General features: G+C 62.2%; 15 protein-coding genes and 1 pseudogene. 15 read left to right on the top strand and 1 reads right to left on the bottom strand.

Annotation, left to right across the window (positions count from 1 at the left end):
- A partial coding sequence (locus GPS82_RS09645; protein ID WP_296493886.1) for an Orn/Lys/Arg decarboxylase N-terminal domain-containing protein occupies nt 1-534 on the bottom strand: 534 nt, incomplete at its 3' end.
- A gap of 129 nt (nt 535-663) precedes the next feature.
- Between GPS82_RS09645 and GPS82_RS09640 the strand changes: the two genes are divergently transcribed.
- The 15 genes and pseudogenes from GPS82_RS09640 to GPS82_RS09570 form a co-directional block, all read left to right on the top strand.
- Nucleotides 664-1,089, top strand: a complete 426-nt coding sequence (locus GPS82_RS09640) for an NfeD family protein (protein ID WP_296493883.1) — start codon at nt 664-666, stop codon at nt 1,087-1,089.
- A 23-nt stretch (nt 1,090-1,112) separates the two neighbouring features.
- Nucleotides 1,113-2,033 carry a stomatin-like protein gene (locus GPS82_RS09635; RefSeq protein ID WP_296493881.1) on the top strand — a complete coding sequence of 307 codons (921 nt, stop codon included), beginning with the start codon at nt 1,113-1,115 and terminating at the stop codon, nt 2,031-2,033.
- Nucleotides 2,034-2,147: 114 nt separating this feature from the next.
- Complete coding sequence (locus GPS82_RS09630) at nt 2,148-4,955, top strand: monovalent cation/H+ antiporter subunit A (protein WP_296493877.1); 2,808 nt, start codon at nt 2,148-2,150, stop codon at nt 4,953-4,955.
- Nucleotides 4,943-5,281, top strand: coding sequence for a Na+/H+ antiporter subunit C (locus GPS82_RS09625; protein WP_296493875.1), 339 nt, complete (start codon nt 4,943-4,945; stop codon nt 5,279-5,281). Before GPS82_RS09630 ends, GPS82_RS09625 begins: the two co-directional genes overlap by 13 nt.
- Nucleotides 5,278-6,804, top strand: coding sequence for a monovalent cation/H+ antiporter subunit D (locus GPS82_RS09620; protein ID WP_296493871.1), 1,527 nt, complete (start codon nt 5,278-5,280; stop codon nt 6,802-6,804). Before GPS82_RS09625 ends, GPS82_RS09620 begins: the two co-directional genes overlap by 4 nt.
- Nucleotides 6,801-7,289: a Na+/H+ antiporter subunit E gene (locus tag GPS82_RS09615; RefSeq protein ID WP_296493866.1), complete on the top strand. Its 489-nt coding sequence runs from the start codon at nt 6,801-6,803 to the stop codon at nt 7,287-7,289. Before GPS82_RS09620 ends, GPS82_RS09615 begins: the two co-directional genes overlap by 4 nt.
- Complete coding sequence (locus GPS82_RS09610) at nt 7,283-7,552, top strand: K+/H+ antiporter subunit F (RefSeq protein WP_296493865.1); 270 nt, start codon at nt 7,283-7,285, stop codon at nt 7,550-7,552. Before GPS82_RS09615 ends, GPS82_RS09610 begins: the two co-directional genes overlap by 7 nt.
- The gene (locus GPS82_RS09605; RefSeq protein ID WP_296493862.1) at nt 7,549-7,845 is read left to right on the top strand and encodes a Na+/H+ antiporter subunit G; all 297 of its coding nucleotides are present in this window, start codon (nt 7,549-7,551) and stop codon (nt 7,843-7,845) included. The genes GPS82_RS09610 and GPS82_RS09605 overlap by 4 nt, the downstream gene beginning before the upstream one ends.
- 58 nt (nt 7,846-7,903) lie before the next feature.
- The gene (locus GPS82_RS09600; protein ID WP_296493859.1) at nt 7,904-9,454 is read left to right on the top strand and encodes a fumarate hydratase; all 1,551 of its coding nucleotides are present in this window, start codon (nt 7,904-7,906) and stop codon (nt 9,452-9,454) included.
- 28 nt (nt 9,455-9,482) lie between these two features.
- Nucleotides 9,483-10,265: a glutamate racemase gene (gene murI, locus GPS82_RS09595; protein WP_296493857.1), complete on the top strand. Its 783-nt coding sequence runs from the start codon at nt 9,483-9,485 to the stop codon at nt 10,263-10,265.
- A gap of 78 nt (nt 10,266-10,343) precedes the next feature.
- Nucleotides 10,344-11,564 (top strand): succinyldiaminopimelate transaminase, encoded by a 1,221-nt coding sequence (dapC, locus tag GPS82_RS09590; RefSeq protein ID WP_296493855.1) that lies wholly within the window; start codon nt 10,344-10,346, stop codon nt 11,562-11,564.
- A gap of 29 nt (nt 11,565-11,593) precedes the next feature.
- Nucleotides 11,594-12,418: a 2,3,4,5-tetrahydropyridine-2,6-dicarboxylate N-succinyltransferase gene (gene dapD, locus GPS82_RS09585; protein WP_296493852.1), complete on the top strand. Its 825-nt coding sequence runs from the start codon at nt 11,594-11,596 to the stop codon at nt 12,416-12,418.
- 73 nt (nt 12,419-12,491) lie between these two features.
- Nucleotides 12,492-13,634 (top strand): PilT/PilU family type 4a pilus ATPase, encoded by a 1,143-nt coding sequence (locus GPS82_RS09580; RefSeq protein WP_296493888.1) that lies wholly within the window; start codon nt 12,492-12,494, stop codon nt 13,632-13,634.
- Nucleotides 13,635-13,642: 8 nt separating this feature from the next.
- Entirely contained in the window at nt 13,643-14,818 is a 1,176-nt protein-coding gene (gene dapE / locus GPS82_RS09575; protein ID WP_296493849.1) for a succinyl-diaminopimelate desuccinylase, read from the top strand.
- Nucleotides 14,815-15,328 (top strand): annotated as a pseudogene (locus tag GPS82_RS09570) (50S ribosomal protein L3 N(5)-glutamine methyltransferase); the annotation flags it as partial. The gene dapE and the pseudogene GPS82_RS09570, both read left to right, overlap by 4 nt.

Genomic DNA, 15,328 nt, shown 5'->3' with positions numbered 1-15,328 from the left:
CAGGAAGGCCACGCCGCCGGAGTGGCCGGGGCAATGCCACGAGTAAGAGCCGTCCTCGGCGTAATCCAGCAAGGCCTTGAAAAACGGCGGCTGCACCCCTTCCAGGTAACTTTTGGCTTCGCGGATGATGTGGCGCGCGACAAACTCGGGCGTGTCCTCAAACATGTGAATAAAGCCGTGCAGCTCGCGCAGGATGTCATTTGGCAGGTGGCGGCTGGTCTTGGTCTCGCCGTAGATGTAGATTGGCACATCCAGGTTGCGGCGGCGCACTTCCTCGATGAAATGGCGCAGGTTGACCACTGCCGGGTCCAAGTCAGGGCCGGGCGTAAATTCTTCATCGTCAATCGACAGAATAAACGTGCTGGCCCGGCTTTGCTGCTGGGCAAACTGGCTCAGGTCGCCGTAACTGGTGACGCCCAGCACCTCAAAACCTTCAGTCTCGATGGCTTGCGCCAGCGCGCGAATGCCCAGCCCGGAGGTGTTCTCAGAACGATAATCCTCGTCAATAATGACAATCGGGAAGCGAAATTTCATGGCAGACTCCAGCGGCAAACATAAAAAGATAAATTGGCGCGAAGTGTAAGGACTTATCAAGACAGCACGGTCGCCAACCCGCACTTTTACAGCAGAATCTGACAGGTGTTACATCAAATGGAAACAAATATGGCTGAATCGACGCTCTGGTGGCTGTTGGCCGGCGGGATGATTGCGCTTGAACTGCTGACCGGCACGTTTTACCTGCTCATGCTGTCGCTCGGCATGGCCGGGGCCGCCGTTGCTGCACACCTGGGGGCGTCGGTCACGACGCAGCTGATGGTGGCTGCGGTGCTCGGGGGTGGTTTTGTGGTGGCCTGGCGCAGTTACAAAAAGCACCAGCCGCCAGCCCTGCCGGCAGGCGCCAACCGCGACGTCAATCTGGACGTTGGCGAAACCCTGCATATCGACGCCTGGAATGAGGACGGCACCACCACCGCCAAGTACCGCGGCGCCACCTGGAGCGTGGCACTGCGGCCCGGCGCGGCATCAGGCCCTGGTATGCACCGCATTGTGGAAGTGATCGGCAGCCGTTTGGTGGTCGAGAAGTTGTGAATCGTTATTTTTAGGAGTCATTAATGGAAGTTGCAGTCATCATTTTGGTTATCGCGGTGATTTTTGTCACACAGTCGGTCAAGGTCGTTCCCCAGCAGCACGCCTGGGTGGTCGAACGGCTCGGCAAGTACACCGGCACCCTGATGCCCGGCCTCAACTTTCTGATCCCGTTTGTCGACAAGGTGGCCTACAAACACCTGCTCAAGGAGGTCCCCCTCGACATCCCTAGCCAGGTCTGCATCACCCGTGACAACACCCAGTTGCAGGTCGACGGCATTTTGTACTTTCAGGTCACCGACGCGATGCGCGCCAGCTACGGTTCCAGCAACTACATCATGGCCATCTCGCAACTGGCGCAAACCTCGCTGCGCTCGGTGATCGGCAAGCTCGAGCTTGACAAGACCTTTGAGGAGCGCGACATCATCAACGCCCAGGTGGTGCAGGCTATTGACGAAGCCGCGCTGAACTGGGGCGTGAAAGTGCTGCGCTACGAGATCAAGGATTTGACGCCACCGAAAGAAATCCTGCACGCCATGCAACAGCAGATCACCGCCGAGCGTGAAAAGCGCGCCCTGATTGCCGCCTCGGAAGGCCGCCGCCAGGAGCAGATCAACATTGCCACCGGCGAGCGCGAGGCGTTCATTGCCCGCTCCGAGGGTGAAAAGCAGGCCGCCATCAACAACGCCCAGGGCGAGGCAGCGGCCATTCTGACGGTGGCCGAGGCCAATGCCCAGGCCATCGAGCGTGTGGCTGCAGCCATTCGCCAGCCCGGCGGCGAGCAGGCCGTGCAGCTCAAGGTGGCCGAAAAAGCGGTGGAGGCCTACAGCCGGGTCGCCGCTGACGCCACTACCACACTGATCGTGCCCAGCAACATGACCGAAGTGGCCGCGCTGGTGGGTTCGGCCATGAAAATGGTGCAGGCGCAAAAGCCCGGCAATTCCTGAGGGCGGGCTTCAGGCCGGGACAGACGAGTTGATGCTGCGCCCACTTCCCATTGACCTTGATGCGTTGCGCGATGCCGACCCAAAATCGGGGTCGGCAGCGTGGACAATGAAACCATGCAATTGTTCCTAGCCATACTCACACCCTTTCTGGGCGCCGCGCTGGTCGCTGGCATTTCCCGCTACGGCCGTACCGCCAGCGCCTGGGGCGCTGCCGCAGTAACCGCAGCGGCGCTGCTGCAGTTGCTGCCCCTGATGAGCACCACTTTTGCCGGGGCAACCACCGTGCAGCACCTGCCGTGGATCAGCAGCGCCGGGCTGGACCTGGCTTTTCGCATGGACGGGCTCGGTCTGCTGTTTGTGCTGCTGATTCTTGGCATCGGCCTGCTGGTGATTTTGTATGCCCATTACTACCTCAGTGAACGCGACAGCCTGAGCCGCCTGAATGCCTACCTATTGCTGTTCATGGGCTCGATGCTGGGCGTGGTGCTGTCCGAAAACCTGATCCAGCTGCTGATTTTTTGGGAACTCACCAGCCTCTCCTCGTATTTGCTGATCGCCTACTGGCGCCAGCGTGAGGACGCACGCAGCGGTGCCCGTATGGCGCTGGCCATCACCGGGGCCGGTGGCCTGGCGCTGCTGGCCGGCTTTATTTTGCTGGGTGAAATGGTGGGCAGTTACGAGCTCACCCAGGTGCTGGCCAGTGGCGACCTGGTGCGCGCGCACCCGCTGTACTTGCCCGCCCTGCTGCTGATTTTGCTGGGCGCCTTTACCAAATCAGCGCAATTTCCGTTTCACTTCTGGCTGCCCAATGCCATGGCCGCGCCAACACCAGTGTCGGCCTACCTGCATTCGGCCACCATGGTCAAGGCCGGCGTCTTTTTGCTGGCCAGACTGTTCCCGGTGCTCTCGGGCACCGACGCCTGGACCTGGTGGGTTGGCGGCATTGGCCTGACCACCTTTTTGCTGGGCGCGGTGCTGGCGCTTTTCAAGCATGACCTGAAGGGCTTGCTGGCTTATTCCACCATCAGCCACCTCGGGCTGATCACGGCGCTGTTTGGCATTGGCACACCACTGGCCGCCGTGGCCGGGGTCTTTCACATCATCAACCATGCCATTTTCAAGGCCGGGCTGTTCATGGCAGCGGGCATCATTGACCACGAGTGCGGCACGCGCGACATGCGCCGCATCAGTGGTCTGTGGCACGCCATGCCGCACACCGCCACGCTGGCCATGGTGGCCAGTGCCGCCATGGCCGGGGTGCCGCTGGCCAATGGCTTTTTATCCAAGGAGATGTTTTTTGCCGAGGCCGTGTCTGCGGGCAGCGAATACCGCCTGGGCTGGTTGTTGCCGGTGGTGGTGACGCTGGCCGGTATGTTTGCGGTGGCCTACTCGTTGCGTTTCATTCACGATGTGTTTTTCAACGGCAAAACTGGCAACCTGCCAAAAACACCCCATGAACCCGTGCGCTGGATGAAGGTGCCAGTAGAAATACTGGTGGTGCTGGTGCTGCTGGTGGGTATTTTCCCGGCGCAAACGGTCGAGCCGTTGCTGGCGGTGGCCGCCGCGTCGGTGTTGCAAGGGCCGCTGCCAGCGCACAACCTGGCCATCTGGCATGGCTTTAATCCGGCACTGTGGATGAGCGTGATCGCACTGACCGGTGGTGCCCTGCTGTATTGGGCCCGTCGCCCGTTGTTTGCGCTGCACGACAGCTGGGACGTGCGCCTGCAGGGCCGGGTGATATTTGATGCCTTGCTGAAAGGCCTGTTCTTGCTGGCCGAGCGCGTTACCCGCTGGCTTGACACCGGCTCGCTGCAACGGCAACTCATGCTGTTTGTTGTCACAGCCCTGGTGCTCGGGGGTGTTGGTCTGGCGCTGGCGCCGGCCCCCCTGACGGGTGAGCGGCCCCTGCTGGCCCTTGACGGTATCAGTTTGCTGACTGGGGTGGCCCTGTTGGCGGCCACGCTGGCGACCACCGTGCTGCATCGCCAGCGCCTCACGGCCCTGGTGCTGGTGGGTTCGGTGGGCTTGATCGTGGCGCTGGTGTTTGTCAAATTTTCGGCTCCCGACCTGGCACTGACGCAGCTCTCGGTCGAAGTGGTCACGATCATCTTGCTGTTGCTGGCGCTGTATTTCTTGCCAGCCACCACACCCAAAGAATCCAGCGCTGGCCGGCGCTGGCGCGACGCGGCTATCGCCGTGCTGGCCGGTGGCGGCGCCGCCGCGCTGGCCTGGGCGGTGCTGACCCGTTCCAACGCCACCATTGCCGACTTTTTTCTTGAGAACAGCAGGCCCGGTGGCGGTGGCAGCAACGTCGTCAACGTGATCCTGGTGGACTTCCGGGGCTTTGACACCTTTGGCGAAATCACCGTGCTGGCGATTGCCGCCCTCGGCATTTTTGCGTTGTTGGGTAATCTGCGGCTGTCCGGCCCCAGCCAGGATGCCAGTGGCCGCGCCTGGGACACCGACACCCATCCCATGATTCTGGCCACCTTTGCCCGTCTGCTGCTGCCGCTGGCGCTGCTGGTTTCGATCTACATCTTTTTGCGCGGCCACAACCTGCCCGGCGGTGGCTTCGTTGCCGGCTTGATCACCGCCATTGCGCTGATCGTGCAATACCTGGCCAATGGCGTCAGCTGGACGCACGCCCGGTTGCCGGCCCAGACCCAGCCCTGGATTGCGGCCGGGCTGGTCATTGCCCTGCTCACCGGCCTGGCCAGCTGGCTGTTTGGCCACCCGTTCCTCACCTCGACCTTTGGCTATGTGGACTGGCCGCTGGTGGGCAAGTTTGAGCTGGCCTCCGCCATGGCGTTTGACTTGGGCGTTTATTTGGTGGTGGTGGGTGCGACCCTGCTTATTTTGATCAATCTCGGCCTGGCGCACCGCGCCAGCCATGACCCGGAGGAAACATCTTGGAAGTCCTGATCGCCCTGGCCATTGGCACGCTCACCGGCTGCGGCGTTTATTTGCTGCTGCGCGCCCGCACCTTTCCCGTGGTGCTCGGGCTCACATTGCTGTCGTATGGTGTGAACCTGTTTTTGTTTGCCACCGGCCGCCTCGTGATTGGCCAGCCGCCAGTGATCTCGGGGGCAGCCAGTTACGCCGACCCGTTGCCGCAGGCGCTGGTGCTCACCGCCATCGTGATTGGCTTTGCCATGACGGCCTTTGTCATCATGCTCAGCTTGCGCGCCCACAATGACTTTGGCAACGACCATGTCGATGGCGCGGCACAACCGGGCGACACGGCATGATGGTGCACCTGGTCATTGCCCCCATCTTGCTGCCGTTTTTGGCCGGCACCCTGCTGCTGGCGCTGGGGCGCTTGTCGCTGCCGGTGCAGCGCTGGCTGGCGCTGTTTGCCATCTTGGCGCAAATCGGAGCAGCCGTGGCGCTGTTGATGGCCGTGTCTGGCGGCGACATCTTGGTGTACCGCCTGGGCGATTGGCCCGCCCCGTGGGGCATCGTGCTGGTGGCAGACCGGCTGGCCGCCTGGATGGTGCTCATCACCACCCTGCTCTCTTTGTGGGCGCTGATTTACGCGGGCAACGGCATCGACGGCCAGGGGCGCCATTTTCATGTGCTGTTCCAGATGCAGTTGTTTGGCCTGACGGGCGCCTTTTTAACCGGCGACCTGTTCAACCTGTTTGTCTTTTTCGAGATTTTGCTGATCGCCTCGTACGGTCTGGCGCTGCACGGTGGCGGCAAGGCGCGCACCCGCGCAGGGCTGCATTACGTGGTGATGAACCTGGCCGGCTCGGCGGTGTTCTTGTTTGCCGCCGGCCTCATGTACGCGTCGCTGGGCAGTTTGAACATGGCCGACCTGGCGGCCAAAGCCAGCCAACTGGCGCCAGACCAACTCGGTTTGGCGCGCGCCGGTGGCCTGCTGCTGCTGGCGGTGTTTGCGCTCAAGGCCGCGTTGCTGCCGCTGCATTTGTGGCTGCCCGCGGCCTACGGCGGCACCTCGGCGCCGGTGGCCGCACTCTTTGCCATCATGACCAAGGTGGGCATTTACGCCATTTTGCGCACGCACACGCTGCTGTTTGGCGAGGGGGCGGGCTCACTCGCCAACCTGTTCGACCCCTGGCTTTTGCCACTGGCACTGACCACCATCGTGATCGCCACCCTGGGCGTGCTGGCGGCCGACAACCTGGCGCGGCTGAGCGGCTACCTGGTGCTGGTGTCGGTGGGCACCCTGTTGAGTGGCATTGCCCTGGGCACTGCAGGCATCGCCGCAGGTTTGTATTACCTGCCGCACAGCACCTTCACCGCCGCGCTGCTGTTTTTGCTGGCAGATGCCATCAAGCGCCGTCGTCTGCTGCACGGCGACAGCTTCATGCCAGACGCCGACATGGCGCGCCATGCGCTCTGGGGTGGCCTGTTTTTTGCCGCCGCCGTGGCCGTCAGCGGTTTGCCGCCGCTGTCGGGCTTTGTCGGCAAGTTTCTGATTTTGCGCGCGGCCCCCGGGCAGCCCTGGGTTTGGGCAGTGATCTTGCTGGCGGCCTTGCTGGCCGTGGTTGCCCTGGCGCGCGCTGGCAGCCAGGTATTTTTCAACGCCGCCGGGGTGCGCCCCGACACCCCCTCTCTTTTGCCAGCCAATGCTGCCGCGCAGGCCATTGCCAGCGGGCGCGAACTGATGGCCGTGGGCGGGCTGCTGGGGCTGATTCTGGCCTTGACAGGTTTTGCCGGCCCGGCCGTTGACTTTGCGCAAGCCACTGCGCAGCAACTGGCTGAACCCATGCGCTACATCAGCGCGGTGCTGGGAGTAAAGCCATGAAAAAATGGTTGCCCCACCCTTTGCTGACACCCATTCTGGCGCTGATCTGGCTGTTGCTCAACAACACGATGGCACCCGGCCACATCGTGCTGGGCTTGCTATTGGGCTGGGCCATTCCGCGCTTCACGCTCGGCTTCTGGCCCGAGCAGGTGCGCATCCACCGGCCCGCCAGCCTGTTGCGCTTCCTGGGTGTCTTTTTGTACGATGTGCTGATCTCCAATGTGGCTGTGGCGCGTTTGGTGCTGGCCGGCCCACGCGCGCTGCATCCGCTGTTTGTCACTGTGCCGCTTGACATCAGCAACCCGCTGGCCCTGAGCCTGCTGGCCAACACCATCTGCCTGACGCCGGGCACACTGTCGGCTCGCTTGTCGCCTGACCAGCGCAGCCTGCTGGTGCATGCGCTGGACTGCACCGACCCCGATGATCTGGTGCGCACGATCAAAACGCGTTTCGAGACCCCACTGATGGAGATTTTTGAATGCTGAGTAGCGCCCTTATCCTGGCTTTTGCTTTTGTTGCCATCGCGTTCGGTTTGAGTTTTTACAGACTGATCAAGGGGCCAAGCGTGCCTGATCGCATCCTGGCGCTCGACACGCTCTACATCAACGCCATCGCCCTGCTGATTTTGCTGGGCATTCATCTGCGCAGCCCGCTGTATTTCGAGGCCGCGCTGCTGATTGCCCTGATGGGTTTTGTCGGCACCGTGGCCTTGGCCAAATTTTTATTACGCGGAGACATCATCGAATGAGCATCACTACCGAAATACTGCTGTCTGTGCTGGTGCTGATTGGCGCCGCGTTCACCCTGATCGGCTCATTGAGCCTGGTGCGCTTCAAGGATTTTTACACCCGCCTGCACGGCCCGACCAAGGCCACCACGCTGGGTGTGGGTTGCCTGCTGATCGCGTCATCGGTCTTTTTCAGCGTCACGGGCGATGGTTTGAGCCTGCACGAAATTCTGGTCACGCTGTTCCTGTTCATCACCGCGCCCATTTCGGCGCACCTGCTCGCCAAGGCTGCGCTGCACCTGGGATTGCGCTGAAACGTCAGGCTGGCGTTGGGACGCTCTGGTTAAACTTGCTTTTTTTGAGGACATCCAAATGAGCACCATCCGCCAAGCCGACCTGATCGAATCTGTCGCCGCCGCCCTGCAGTACATCAGCTACTACCACCCGGCCGACTACATCGCCCACCTGGCGCGTGCCTATGAGCGCGAGCAAAGCCCCGCCGCCAAGGACGCCATTGCGCAAATTCTGACCAACAGCAAGATGAGCGCCACCGGCCACCGTCCGATTTGCCAGGACACCGGCATCGTCAACGTGTTCCTCAAGGTGGGCATGGATGTGCGCTGGGAAGGTTTCACCGGCTCCCTGGACGACGCCATCAACGAAGGTGTGCGCCGCGCCTACACCGACCCCAGCAACACGCTGCGCGCCAGCGTGGTGGCCGACCCGCTGTTTGAGCGCAAAAACACCAAGGACAACACCCCCGCCGTGATCTTTTCTGAAATCGTTCCCGGCAACACCGTGGAAGTGACGGTGGCGGCCAAGGGCGGTGGCAGCGAAAACAAAAGCAAGATGTACATGCTCAACCCTGGCGACTCGGTGGTGGACTGGGTGCTCAAAACCGTGCCGACCATGGGCGCCGGTTGGTGCCCGCCCGGCATGCTGGGCATCGGCATTGGCGGCACGGCAGAAAAGGCCGTGTTGATGGCCAAGGAAAGCTTGATGGACGACCTCGACATGTACGAGCTGCAGGCCAAGGCCGCCAGCGGCGCAGAACTGTCCAAGGTTGAAGCCTTGCGGCTTGAATTGTTCGACAAGGTCAACGCCCTGGGCATCGGCGCGCAGGGCCTGGGTGGCCTGACCACTGTGCTCGACATCAAGATCAAGATGTACCCGACCCATGCCGCCGGCAAACCCATTGCCATGATCCCCAACTGCGCTGCCACCCGCCACGCCCATTTTGTGATGGACGGCAGCGGCCCGGTTTACCTGACACCGCCCCCGCTCGACACCTGGCCCGATGTGCAATGGGCGCCCGACTATGTCAAGAGCAAAAAGGTCAACCTCGACACCCTGACCAAGGCCGAAGTGGCCAGTTGGAAACCCGGCGACACCCTGCTGCTCAACGGCAAGATGCTGACCGGCCGCGACGCCGCCCACAAGCGCATCAAGGACATGCTGGCCAAGGGCGAGAAACTGCCGGTGGACTTCACCAACCGCGTCATTTACTATGTCGGCCCGGTGGATCCGATCGGCGACGAGGCCGTGGGCCCCGCCGGCCCCACCACCGCCACCCGCATGGACGGCTTTACCGAGATGATGCTGTCGCAAACCGGCCTGATTGCCATGATCGGCAAGGCCGAGCGCGGCCCGGTGGCCATCGAAGCCATCAAGAAACACCAGAGCGCTTACCTGATGGCCGTCGGCGGTGCCGCCTACCTGGTCTCCAAAGCCATCAAGACCGCCAAGGTGGTCGGTTTTGCCGACCTCGGCATGGAAGCCATTTACGAATTCGATGTGGTCGACATGCCCGTGACCGTGGCCGTGGACGCCGGCGGCACCAGCGCCCACATCACCGGGCCGGCCGAGTGGCAGCAACGCATTGCCACGGGTGAGTTCAAAGGCATCACGGTCGCTGGTGCCTGATGGGTCCCAAGTCAGATATCCCATCGGGGTGTTTGACAGCGGCGTGGGCGGCCTGAGCGTCCTCAAGGCCCTGCGCGCCGAGTTGCCGCATGAAGACTTCATCTATGTGGCCGACAGCGGCTTTGCACCCTATGGCGAGCGCGACCAGGGCTTTGTGCTGGCGCGCGCGCGCATCATCACCCGGTATTTGCTAAGTCAGCCAGAACTCGCCATCCAGGCTCTGGTGGTTGCCTGCAACACCGCCACCGCGGCGGCCATTCACCTGTTGCGCCAGGACCATCCGCATTTGCCCATCATCGGCGTCGAGCCGGCGCTCAAGCCCGCCATGGCCCTGAGCCAGACCCGGCACATCGGTGTCATGGCCACGCGCGGCACCCTGAACAGCCAGAAGTTCAAGACCCTGCTCACCGGCCTGGCGGATCAGGCGCAAGTCATCGGCCAGCCATGCGATGGCCTGGCCGATGCCATCGAGCGCAATGACGTGGACAAAATCAAGACCCTGTGCGCCCAATACACCCAAGCCATGGGTACCTTCGGGACTCGCCCGGGCGACATCGACACGCTGGTGCTGGGCTGCACCCATTACCCCTTTGCCAGCCATCACCTGCAAGCCCTGGTCGGACCCAGCGTGCGCCTGCTCGACAACGGCGAATCCGTGGCGCGCCAGACCCGCCGCATGCTGGCCAGCCTTTCGGGTGATTCCACCCCGGGCCAATACCTGCTGCTCACCACCGGCGACACGGCCACCCTGCAAAGCGCCGCCGGGCGCTGGCTCGGTCTGGATGGTCCAGTGCGGCCGTTGCAAATCTGAAAGCAAACCCCGCCGATTCGTCACTGCGAGCATCGCCTGACAGTCCATGCATTCGGAAGACATGGATAATCCCGGCCCATGAATCCTCTTCTTGCACGCCTCCAACCCTATCCGTTTGAGCGCTTGCGCCAGCTTTTTGCGGGCGTGACCCCCAACCCGGCCTACCGCCCCATCAGCCTGGGCATTGGTGAACCCAAGCATGCGCCGCCGGCGCTCATTCAGCAGGCCATGGTGGCGTCGATCATCGCGTCACCCAGTGGCCTGGCCAGTTACCCGGCCACTGCCGGAGAGCCCGCACTGCGGGAGGCTTTTGCGGGGTGGCTGCACAGGCGCTATGGACTTAAGCTTAATCCGGTCACCCAGATGCTGCCAGTCAACGGCTCGCGCGAGGCGCTGTTTGCACTCACCCAAACCGTCATCAACCCGGGTGTGACAAACAGCCCGGGCCAAAGGCCGCTGGTGGTGTGCCCCAACCCGTTCTACCAAATTTACGAGGGTGCGGCCTTGCTGGCCGGGGCTGACGCCTACTACGTGGCAAGTGACCCGGCGCGCAACTTTGGCCCCGACTGGGACAGCGTGCCCGACGCGGTGTGGGCGCGCACGCAGCAGCTTTTTGTGTGTTCGCCGGGCAACCCGACCGGCGCGGTGATGCCGCTGATTGAATGGCAAAAGCTGTTTGAGTTGAGCGACCGCTTTGGCTTTGTGATTGCCTCGGACGAGTGCTACAGCGAGATTTATTTCCGCGACGAGCCGCCGCTGGGTGGGCTGGAAGCTGCCGCCAGACTGGGCCGCAGCGACTTCAAGAACCTGCTTGCCCTGACCAGCCTGTCCAAGCGCAGCAATGTGCCGGGCATGCGCAGCGGCTTTGTGGCCGGTGATGAGGCGCTGATCAAACAGTTTTTGCTTTACCGCACCTACCATGGCAGTGCCATGAGCCCGGTGGTGCAGGCTGCCAGTCTTGCAGCCTGGCAGGACGAGGCGCATGTGGTTGACAACCGGGCGCTGTACCGCACCAAGTTTGCCCAGGTCACGCCGCTGCTGGCACAGGTGATGAAAGTGGCGCTGCCCGACGCGGGTTTCTATTTGTGGGCGGATGTGGCCGGGAATGACACCGCTTTTGCCCGCGATCTCTATGCTCTTTACAATGTGACCGTGTTGCCGGGCTCCTTTCTGGCGCGCGAGGCGCAGGGCCACAACCCCGGCGCCGGACGTATCCGCATGGCGCTGGTGGCCGACACCGCAGAGTGCCTGGAAGCTGCGCAGCGCATCGTTCAATTTGCCAGCACCCGCCCGTCCTGATTTCTGTTTGACCTGAAAAACCCTCTGCCATGACCCAACAACTGCAAAACATCCTCAATTCCGCCTGGGAAGACCGTGCCAACCTGTCGACAGACTCCGCATCCAAAGAGCTCACCGACGCTGTCGAGCATGTGATTCAGGGGCTTAATTCCGGTGCTCTGCGTGTGGCCACGCGCGAGGGGGTGGGCCAGTGGACGACCCATCAGTGGATCAAAAAAGCTGTGCTGCTGAGCTTTCGGCTGACCGACAACGCCATTGTGCGGGCTGGTGAGCTGGCTTTTTATGACAAGGTGCCCACCAAATTTGCCCACTTGAGCGCAGCAGACCTGCAGGCCACCGGGGTGCGCATTGTGCCGCCCGCCGTGGCGCGCCGGGGCAGCTACCTGGCCCGGGGCGTCGTGCTGATGCCGTCTTTTGTCAATATTGGCGCCTATGTGGACGAGGGCTCGATGGTGGACACCTGGGCCGCCGTGGGCTCGTGCGCGCAAATTGGCAAGAACGTGCATTTGAGCGGCGGCGTTGGCATTGGCGGTGTTCTGGAGCCAATGCAGGCCAACCCCACCATCATCGAGGACAACTGTTTTATTGGCGCCCGCTCCGAGATTGTGGAAGGCGTCATCGTCGAGGAAAACTCGGTGATTTCAATGGGCGTCTACATCGGCCAGAGCACCCCCATTTACGACCGCGCAACGGACACCGTGAGCTATGGGCGCATCCCGGCCGGCTCGGTGGTGATCAGCGGCAACCTGCCCAAGGAAGGCGGCAAATACAGCCTGTATGCCGCCATCATCGTCAAGCACGTCGATGCGCAAACCCGTGCAAAAACCAGCTTGAATGATCTGTTGCGCCCGTGAGCAGCGAAGATGATCTGCATTGCATTATGAAAGGCAAATGATGGCAACCTTCAGCAGCAACAAAACCGAGCCCATGGGCACCATGGAGCGCATTCTGGGCCTGATGAGCGGCAAGCACGCATCGGACATCTACCTTTCAGCCAATTCGGTCGCCCTGATCCGCATTCACGGTGAGTGCATGCCCATCAACAACCAGATTTTGCCGCCTGATGCACCGCTGAACCTGCTGGCCGAGATACTGCCGCCCGAGCGAATCCAGGAGTTGCAGGACACCCGTGAACTCAACATGGCCTGGTCAATGCCCGGGCTGGGGCGGTTCCGGATCAGCGCCATGCGTCAACGCGGCTCGTATGCGGTGGTGGTGCGGCTGATCAACAACGACATTCCGACACTGGACGCGTTGGGGTTGCCGCCGGCCATGGCCGACCTGATGCTGCAAAAGCACGGCCTGATTCTGGTCGTTGGCGCCACCGGTTCGGGCAAGAGCACCAGCCTGGCGGCCATGATCGACCACCGCAATGCCAGCATGACCGGTCACATCCTCACCATTGAAGACCCGATTGAGTACCTGTTCAAGAACAAGCGCTCCATCATCAACCAGCGCGAGGTCGGCTCCGATACCGAGAGCGCCGAAGTTGCCCTGAAAAATGCCTTGCGACAAGCCCCTGATGTGATCCTGATCGGTGAAATCCGGGATCGCGAAACCATGTCGGCCGCCATTGCCTATGCCCAGACCGGGCACCTTTGCCTGGCCACCATGCATGCCAACAACAGCTATCAGGCGCTTAACCGCATCCTGAGCTTTTACCCGGTTGAAGTGCGCATGACCATGCTCAGTGACCTGGGTTCGGCGCTCAAGGCCATCATTTCACAACGCCTGATACGCAATGTGTCCTCAGAGCGAAGCCCTGCTGTCGAAATCATGCTCAACACCCAGTTGATCAGTGAGTTGATTGGAAAAGGCGATTTTTCAAGCGTCAAGGAAGCCATGGACAAGTCGATGGCCGAGGGCAGCCAGACGTTCGAGGAAGACATTGCCAGGCTGATCCTCGAGGGCATCATTGAGCGCAAGGACGGCCTGGCCAACGCCGACTCGGCCACCAACCTGCTGTGGCGCCTGCAAAACGACTTCACGACGCGCGCCAAGGCCAAGCCTGCCGAGGATCATGATGACACGCCGTCCTTTACCGAAATCACGCTCGACATGCACCACTAGACCCGCTCATGAACCTTACTTTTGACTTGGCCTGTGAACTGATCGCCTGCCCCTCCGAAACGCCAAGTGATGCCCGCTGCCAGGAAATTATTGGCCAGCGCTTGCAGGCCCTGGGCTTCAAGCTTGAAACCGTGGTGAGCGGCCCGGAAGACTTTAAGGTGACCAACCTGTGGGCCAAGCGGCCCGCGACCCTGACGCCGGGTCGCGCGGCGGCCACCCGGCTGCTGGTGTTTGCCGGCCATACCGACGTGGTGCCAAGCGGCCCGATCAAGCAGTGGGACAGCGACCCATTCAAGCCCACGCTGCGCGACGGCAAACTGTTTGGCCGGGGTGCGGCTGACATGAAGACATCGCTGGCCGCGTTTGTGGTGGCCACCGAAGAATTCGTGGCGGCCCAGCCCGAGACGCCGTTGGCGATCGGCTTCTTGCTGACCAGTGACGAGGAAGGCCCGGCGCTGGATGGCACGGTCAAGGTATGCGAACTGCTGCAAGCCCGTGGCGAGGTGCTGGACTACTGCATCGTGGGTGAACCCACCTCGGTCACGCGCACCGGCGACATGCTCAAGAATGGCCGGCGCGGCTCGCTGGGCGGCAAGCTCACCGTGAAGGGCACGCAGGGCCACATTGCCTACCCGCACCTGGCCAGCAACCCCATCCACAGGCTGGCACCCGCGCTGGCCGAGCTGGTGGGCGTGGAGTGGGACCGTGGCAACGCGTTTTTTCCGCCCACCAGCTGGCAGGTTAGCAACATTCATGGCGGCGCTGGCGTCAGCAACGTGATACCGGGCGTGGTGGTGGTCGACTTCAACTTCAGGTTTTCCACCGAATCCACGCCAGAGACGCTGCAAAGCCGCCTGCAGGCCGTGCTTGACCGGCATGACCTGGCTTACGACTTGGCCTGGACGCTCAGCGGCCTGCCGTTTTTGACGCCACCGGGTACGCTGGTCGATGCCGTGGTGGCCGCCATCGGTGCCGAAACCGGCCTGACCCCCGAACTGTCCACCAGCGGTGGCACCAGCGATGGCCGTTTTATTGCCAAGATCTGCCCGCAGGTGATCGAGTTTGGCCCGCCCAATGCCAGCATCCACAAGATCAACGAGCACATTGCCCTGTGTGATGTGGAGCCGCTTAAAAACATTTACCGCCGGGCGCTTGAAAACCTGCATGCGCAATTGCTGGCATGAAGCTCCAGCACCCAAAAAGCGGCGACCCCAGCCTGCTCGATTGCGTCAAGCGGGCCGCCCGGCAACTGACCGAAGCCGGTGTCGCCTTCGGCCATGGCACCCAAAATGCGTTTGACGAAGCGGCCTGGCTGGTGCTGTGGCAGCTTGGGTTACCGCTGGACACCCCGCTGGAGGCCTCCGCAGAAACCGCTGCCCCGCCACCTGCCAGGCAGGTAACACCCGCCGAGCAGGCGCAGATAGCGGCGCTGCTGAAAACCCGCATCGAGACCCGCAAACCTGCCGCCTACCTGACCCATGAGGCCTGGCTGCAGGGGGTGGCGTTTTATGTGGACGAACGCACGATTGTGCCGCGCTCACTGATCGCCGAGGTGCTGGTTGAAGGCAGCCTGGACTACTGGCTGAACGAATCCACCCACCGGGTGCTGGATTTGTGCACCGGCAACGGCAGCCTGGCCGTGCTGGCCGCGCTGGTCTACCCCGATGTCATGGTGCAGGCCTCAGACATCAGCG

Origin of the sequence: Rhodoferax sp., from assembly GCF_011391645.1 — a bacterium.
Taxonomy (GTDB): Bacteria; Pseudomonadota; Gammaproteobacteria; order Burkholderiales; family Burkholderiaceae_C; genus Rhodoferax.
This window is presented reverse-complemented; position numbering and strand designations above follow the sequence as displayed.

What these genes read in the sequence shown, in the direction of transcription:
- GPS82_RS09640 (WP_296493883.1), top strand. Translation starts at nt 664, where the DNA reads ATGGCTGAATCGACGCTCTGGTGGCTGTTGGCCGGCGGGATGATTGCG.
- GPS82_RS09635 (WP_296493881.1), top strand. Translation starts at nt 1,113, where the DNA reads ATGGAAGTTGCAGTCATCATTTTGGTTATCGCGGTGATTTTTGTCACA.
- GPS82_RS09630 (WP_296493877.1), top strand. Translation starts at nt 2,148, where the DNA reads ATGCAATTGTTCCTAGCCATACTCACACCCTTTCTGGGCGCCGCGCTG.
- GPS82_RS09620 (WP_296493871.1), top strand. Translation starts at nt 5,278, where the DNA reads ATGATGGTGCACCTGGTCATTGCCCCCATCTTGCTGCCGTTTTTGGCC.
- GPS82_RS09615 (WP_296493866.1), top strand. Translation starts at nt 6,801, where the DNA reads ATGAAAAAATGGTTGCCCCACCCTTTGCTGACACCCATTCTGGCGCTG.
- GPS82_RS09610 (WP_296493865.1), top strand. Translation starts at nt 7,283, where the DNA reads ATGCTGAGTAGCGCCCTTATCCTGGCTTTTGCTTTTGTTGCCATCGCG.
- GPS82_RS09605 (WP_296493862.1), top strand. Translation starts at nt 7,549, where the DNA reads ATGAGCATCACTACCGAAATACTGCTGTCTGTGCTGGTGCTGATTGGC.
- GPS82_RS09600 (WP_296493859.1), top strand. Translation starts at nt 7,904, where the DNA reads ATGAGCACCATCCGCCAAGCCGACCTGATCGAATCTGTCGCCGCCGCC.
- dapC (WP_296493855.1), top strand. Translation starts at nt 10,344, where the DNA reads ATGAATCCTCTTCTTGCACGCCTCCAACCCTATCCGTTTGAGCGCTTG.
- dapD (WP_296493852.1), top strand. Translation starts at nt 11,594, where the DNA reads ATGACCCAACAACTGCAAAACATCCTCAATTCCGCCTGGGAAGACCGT.
- GPS82_RS09580 (WP_296493888.1), top strand. Translation starts at nt 12,492, where the DNA reads ATGGGCACCATGGAGCGCATTCTGGGCCTGATGAGCGGCAAGCACGCA.
- dapE (WP_296493849.1), top strand. Translation starts at nt 13,643, where the DNA reads ATGAACCTTACTTTTGACTTGGCCTGTGAACTGATCGCCTGCCCCTCC.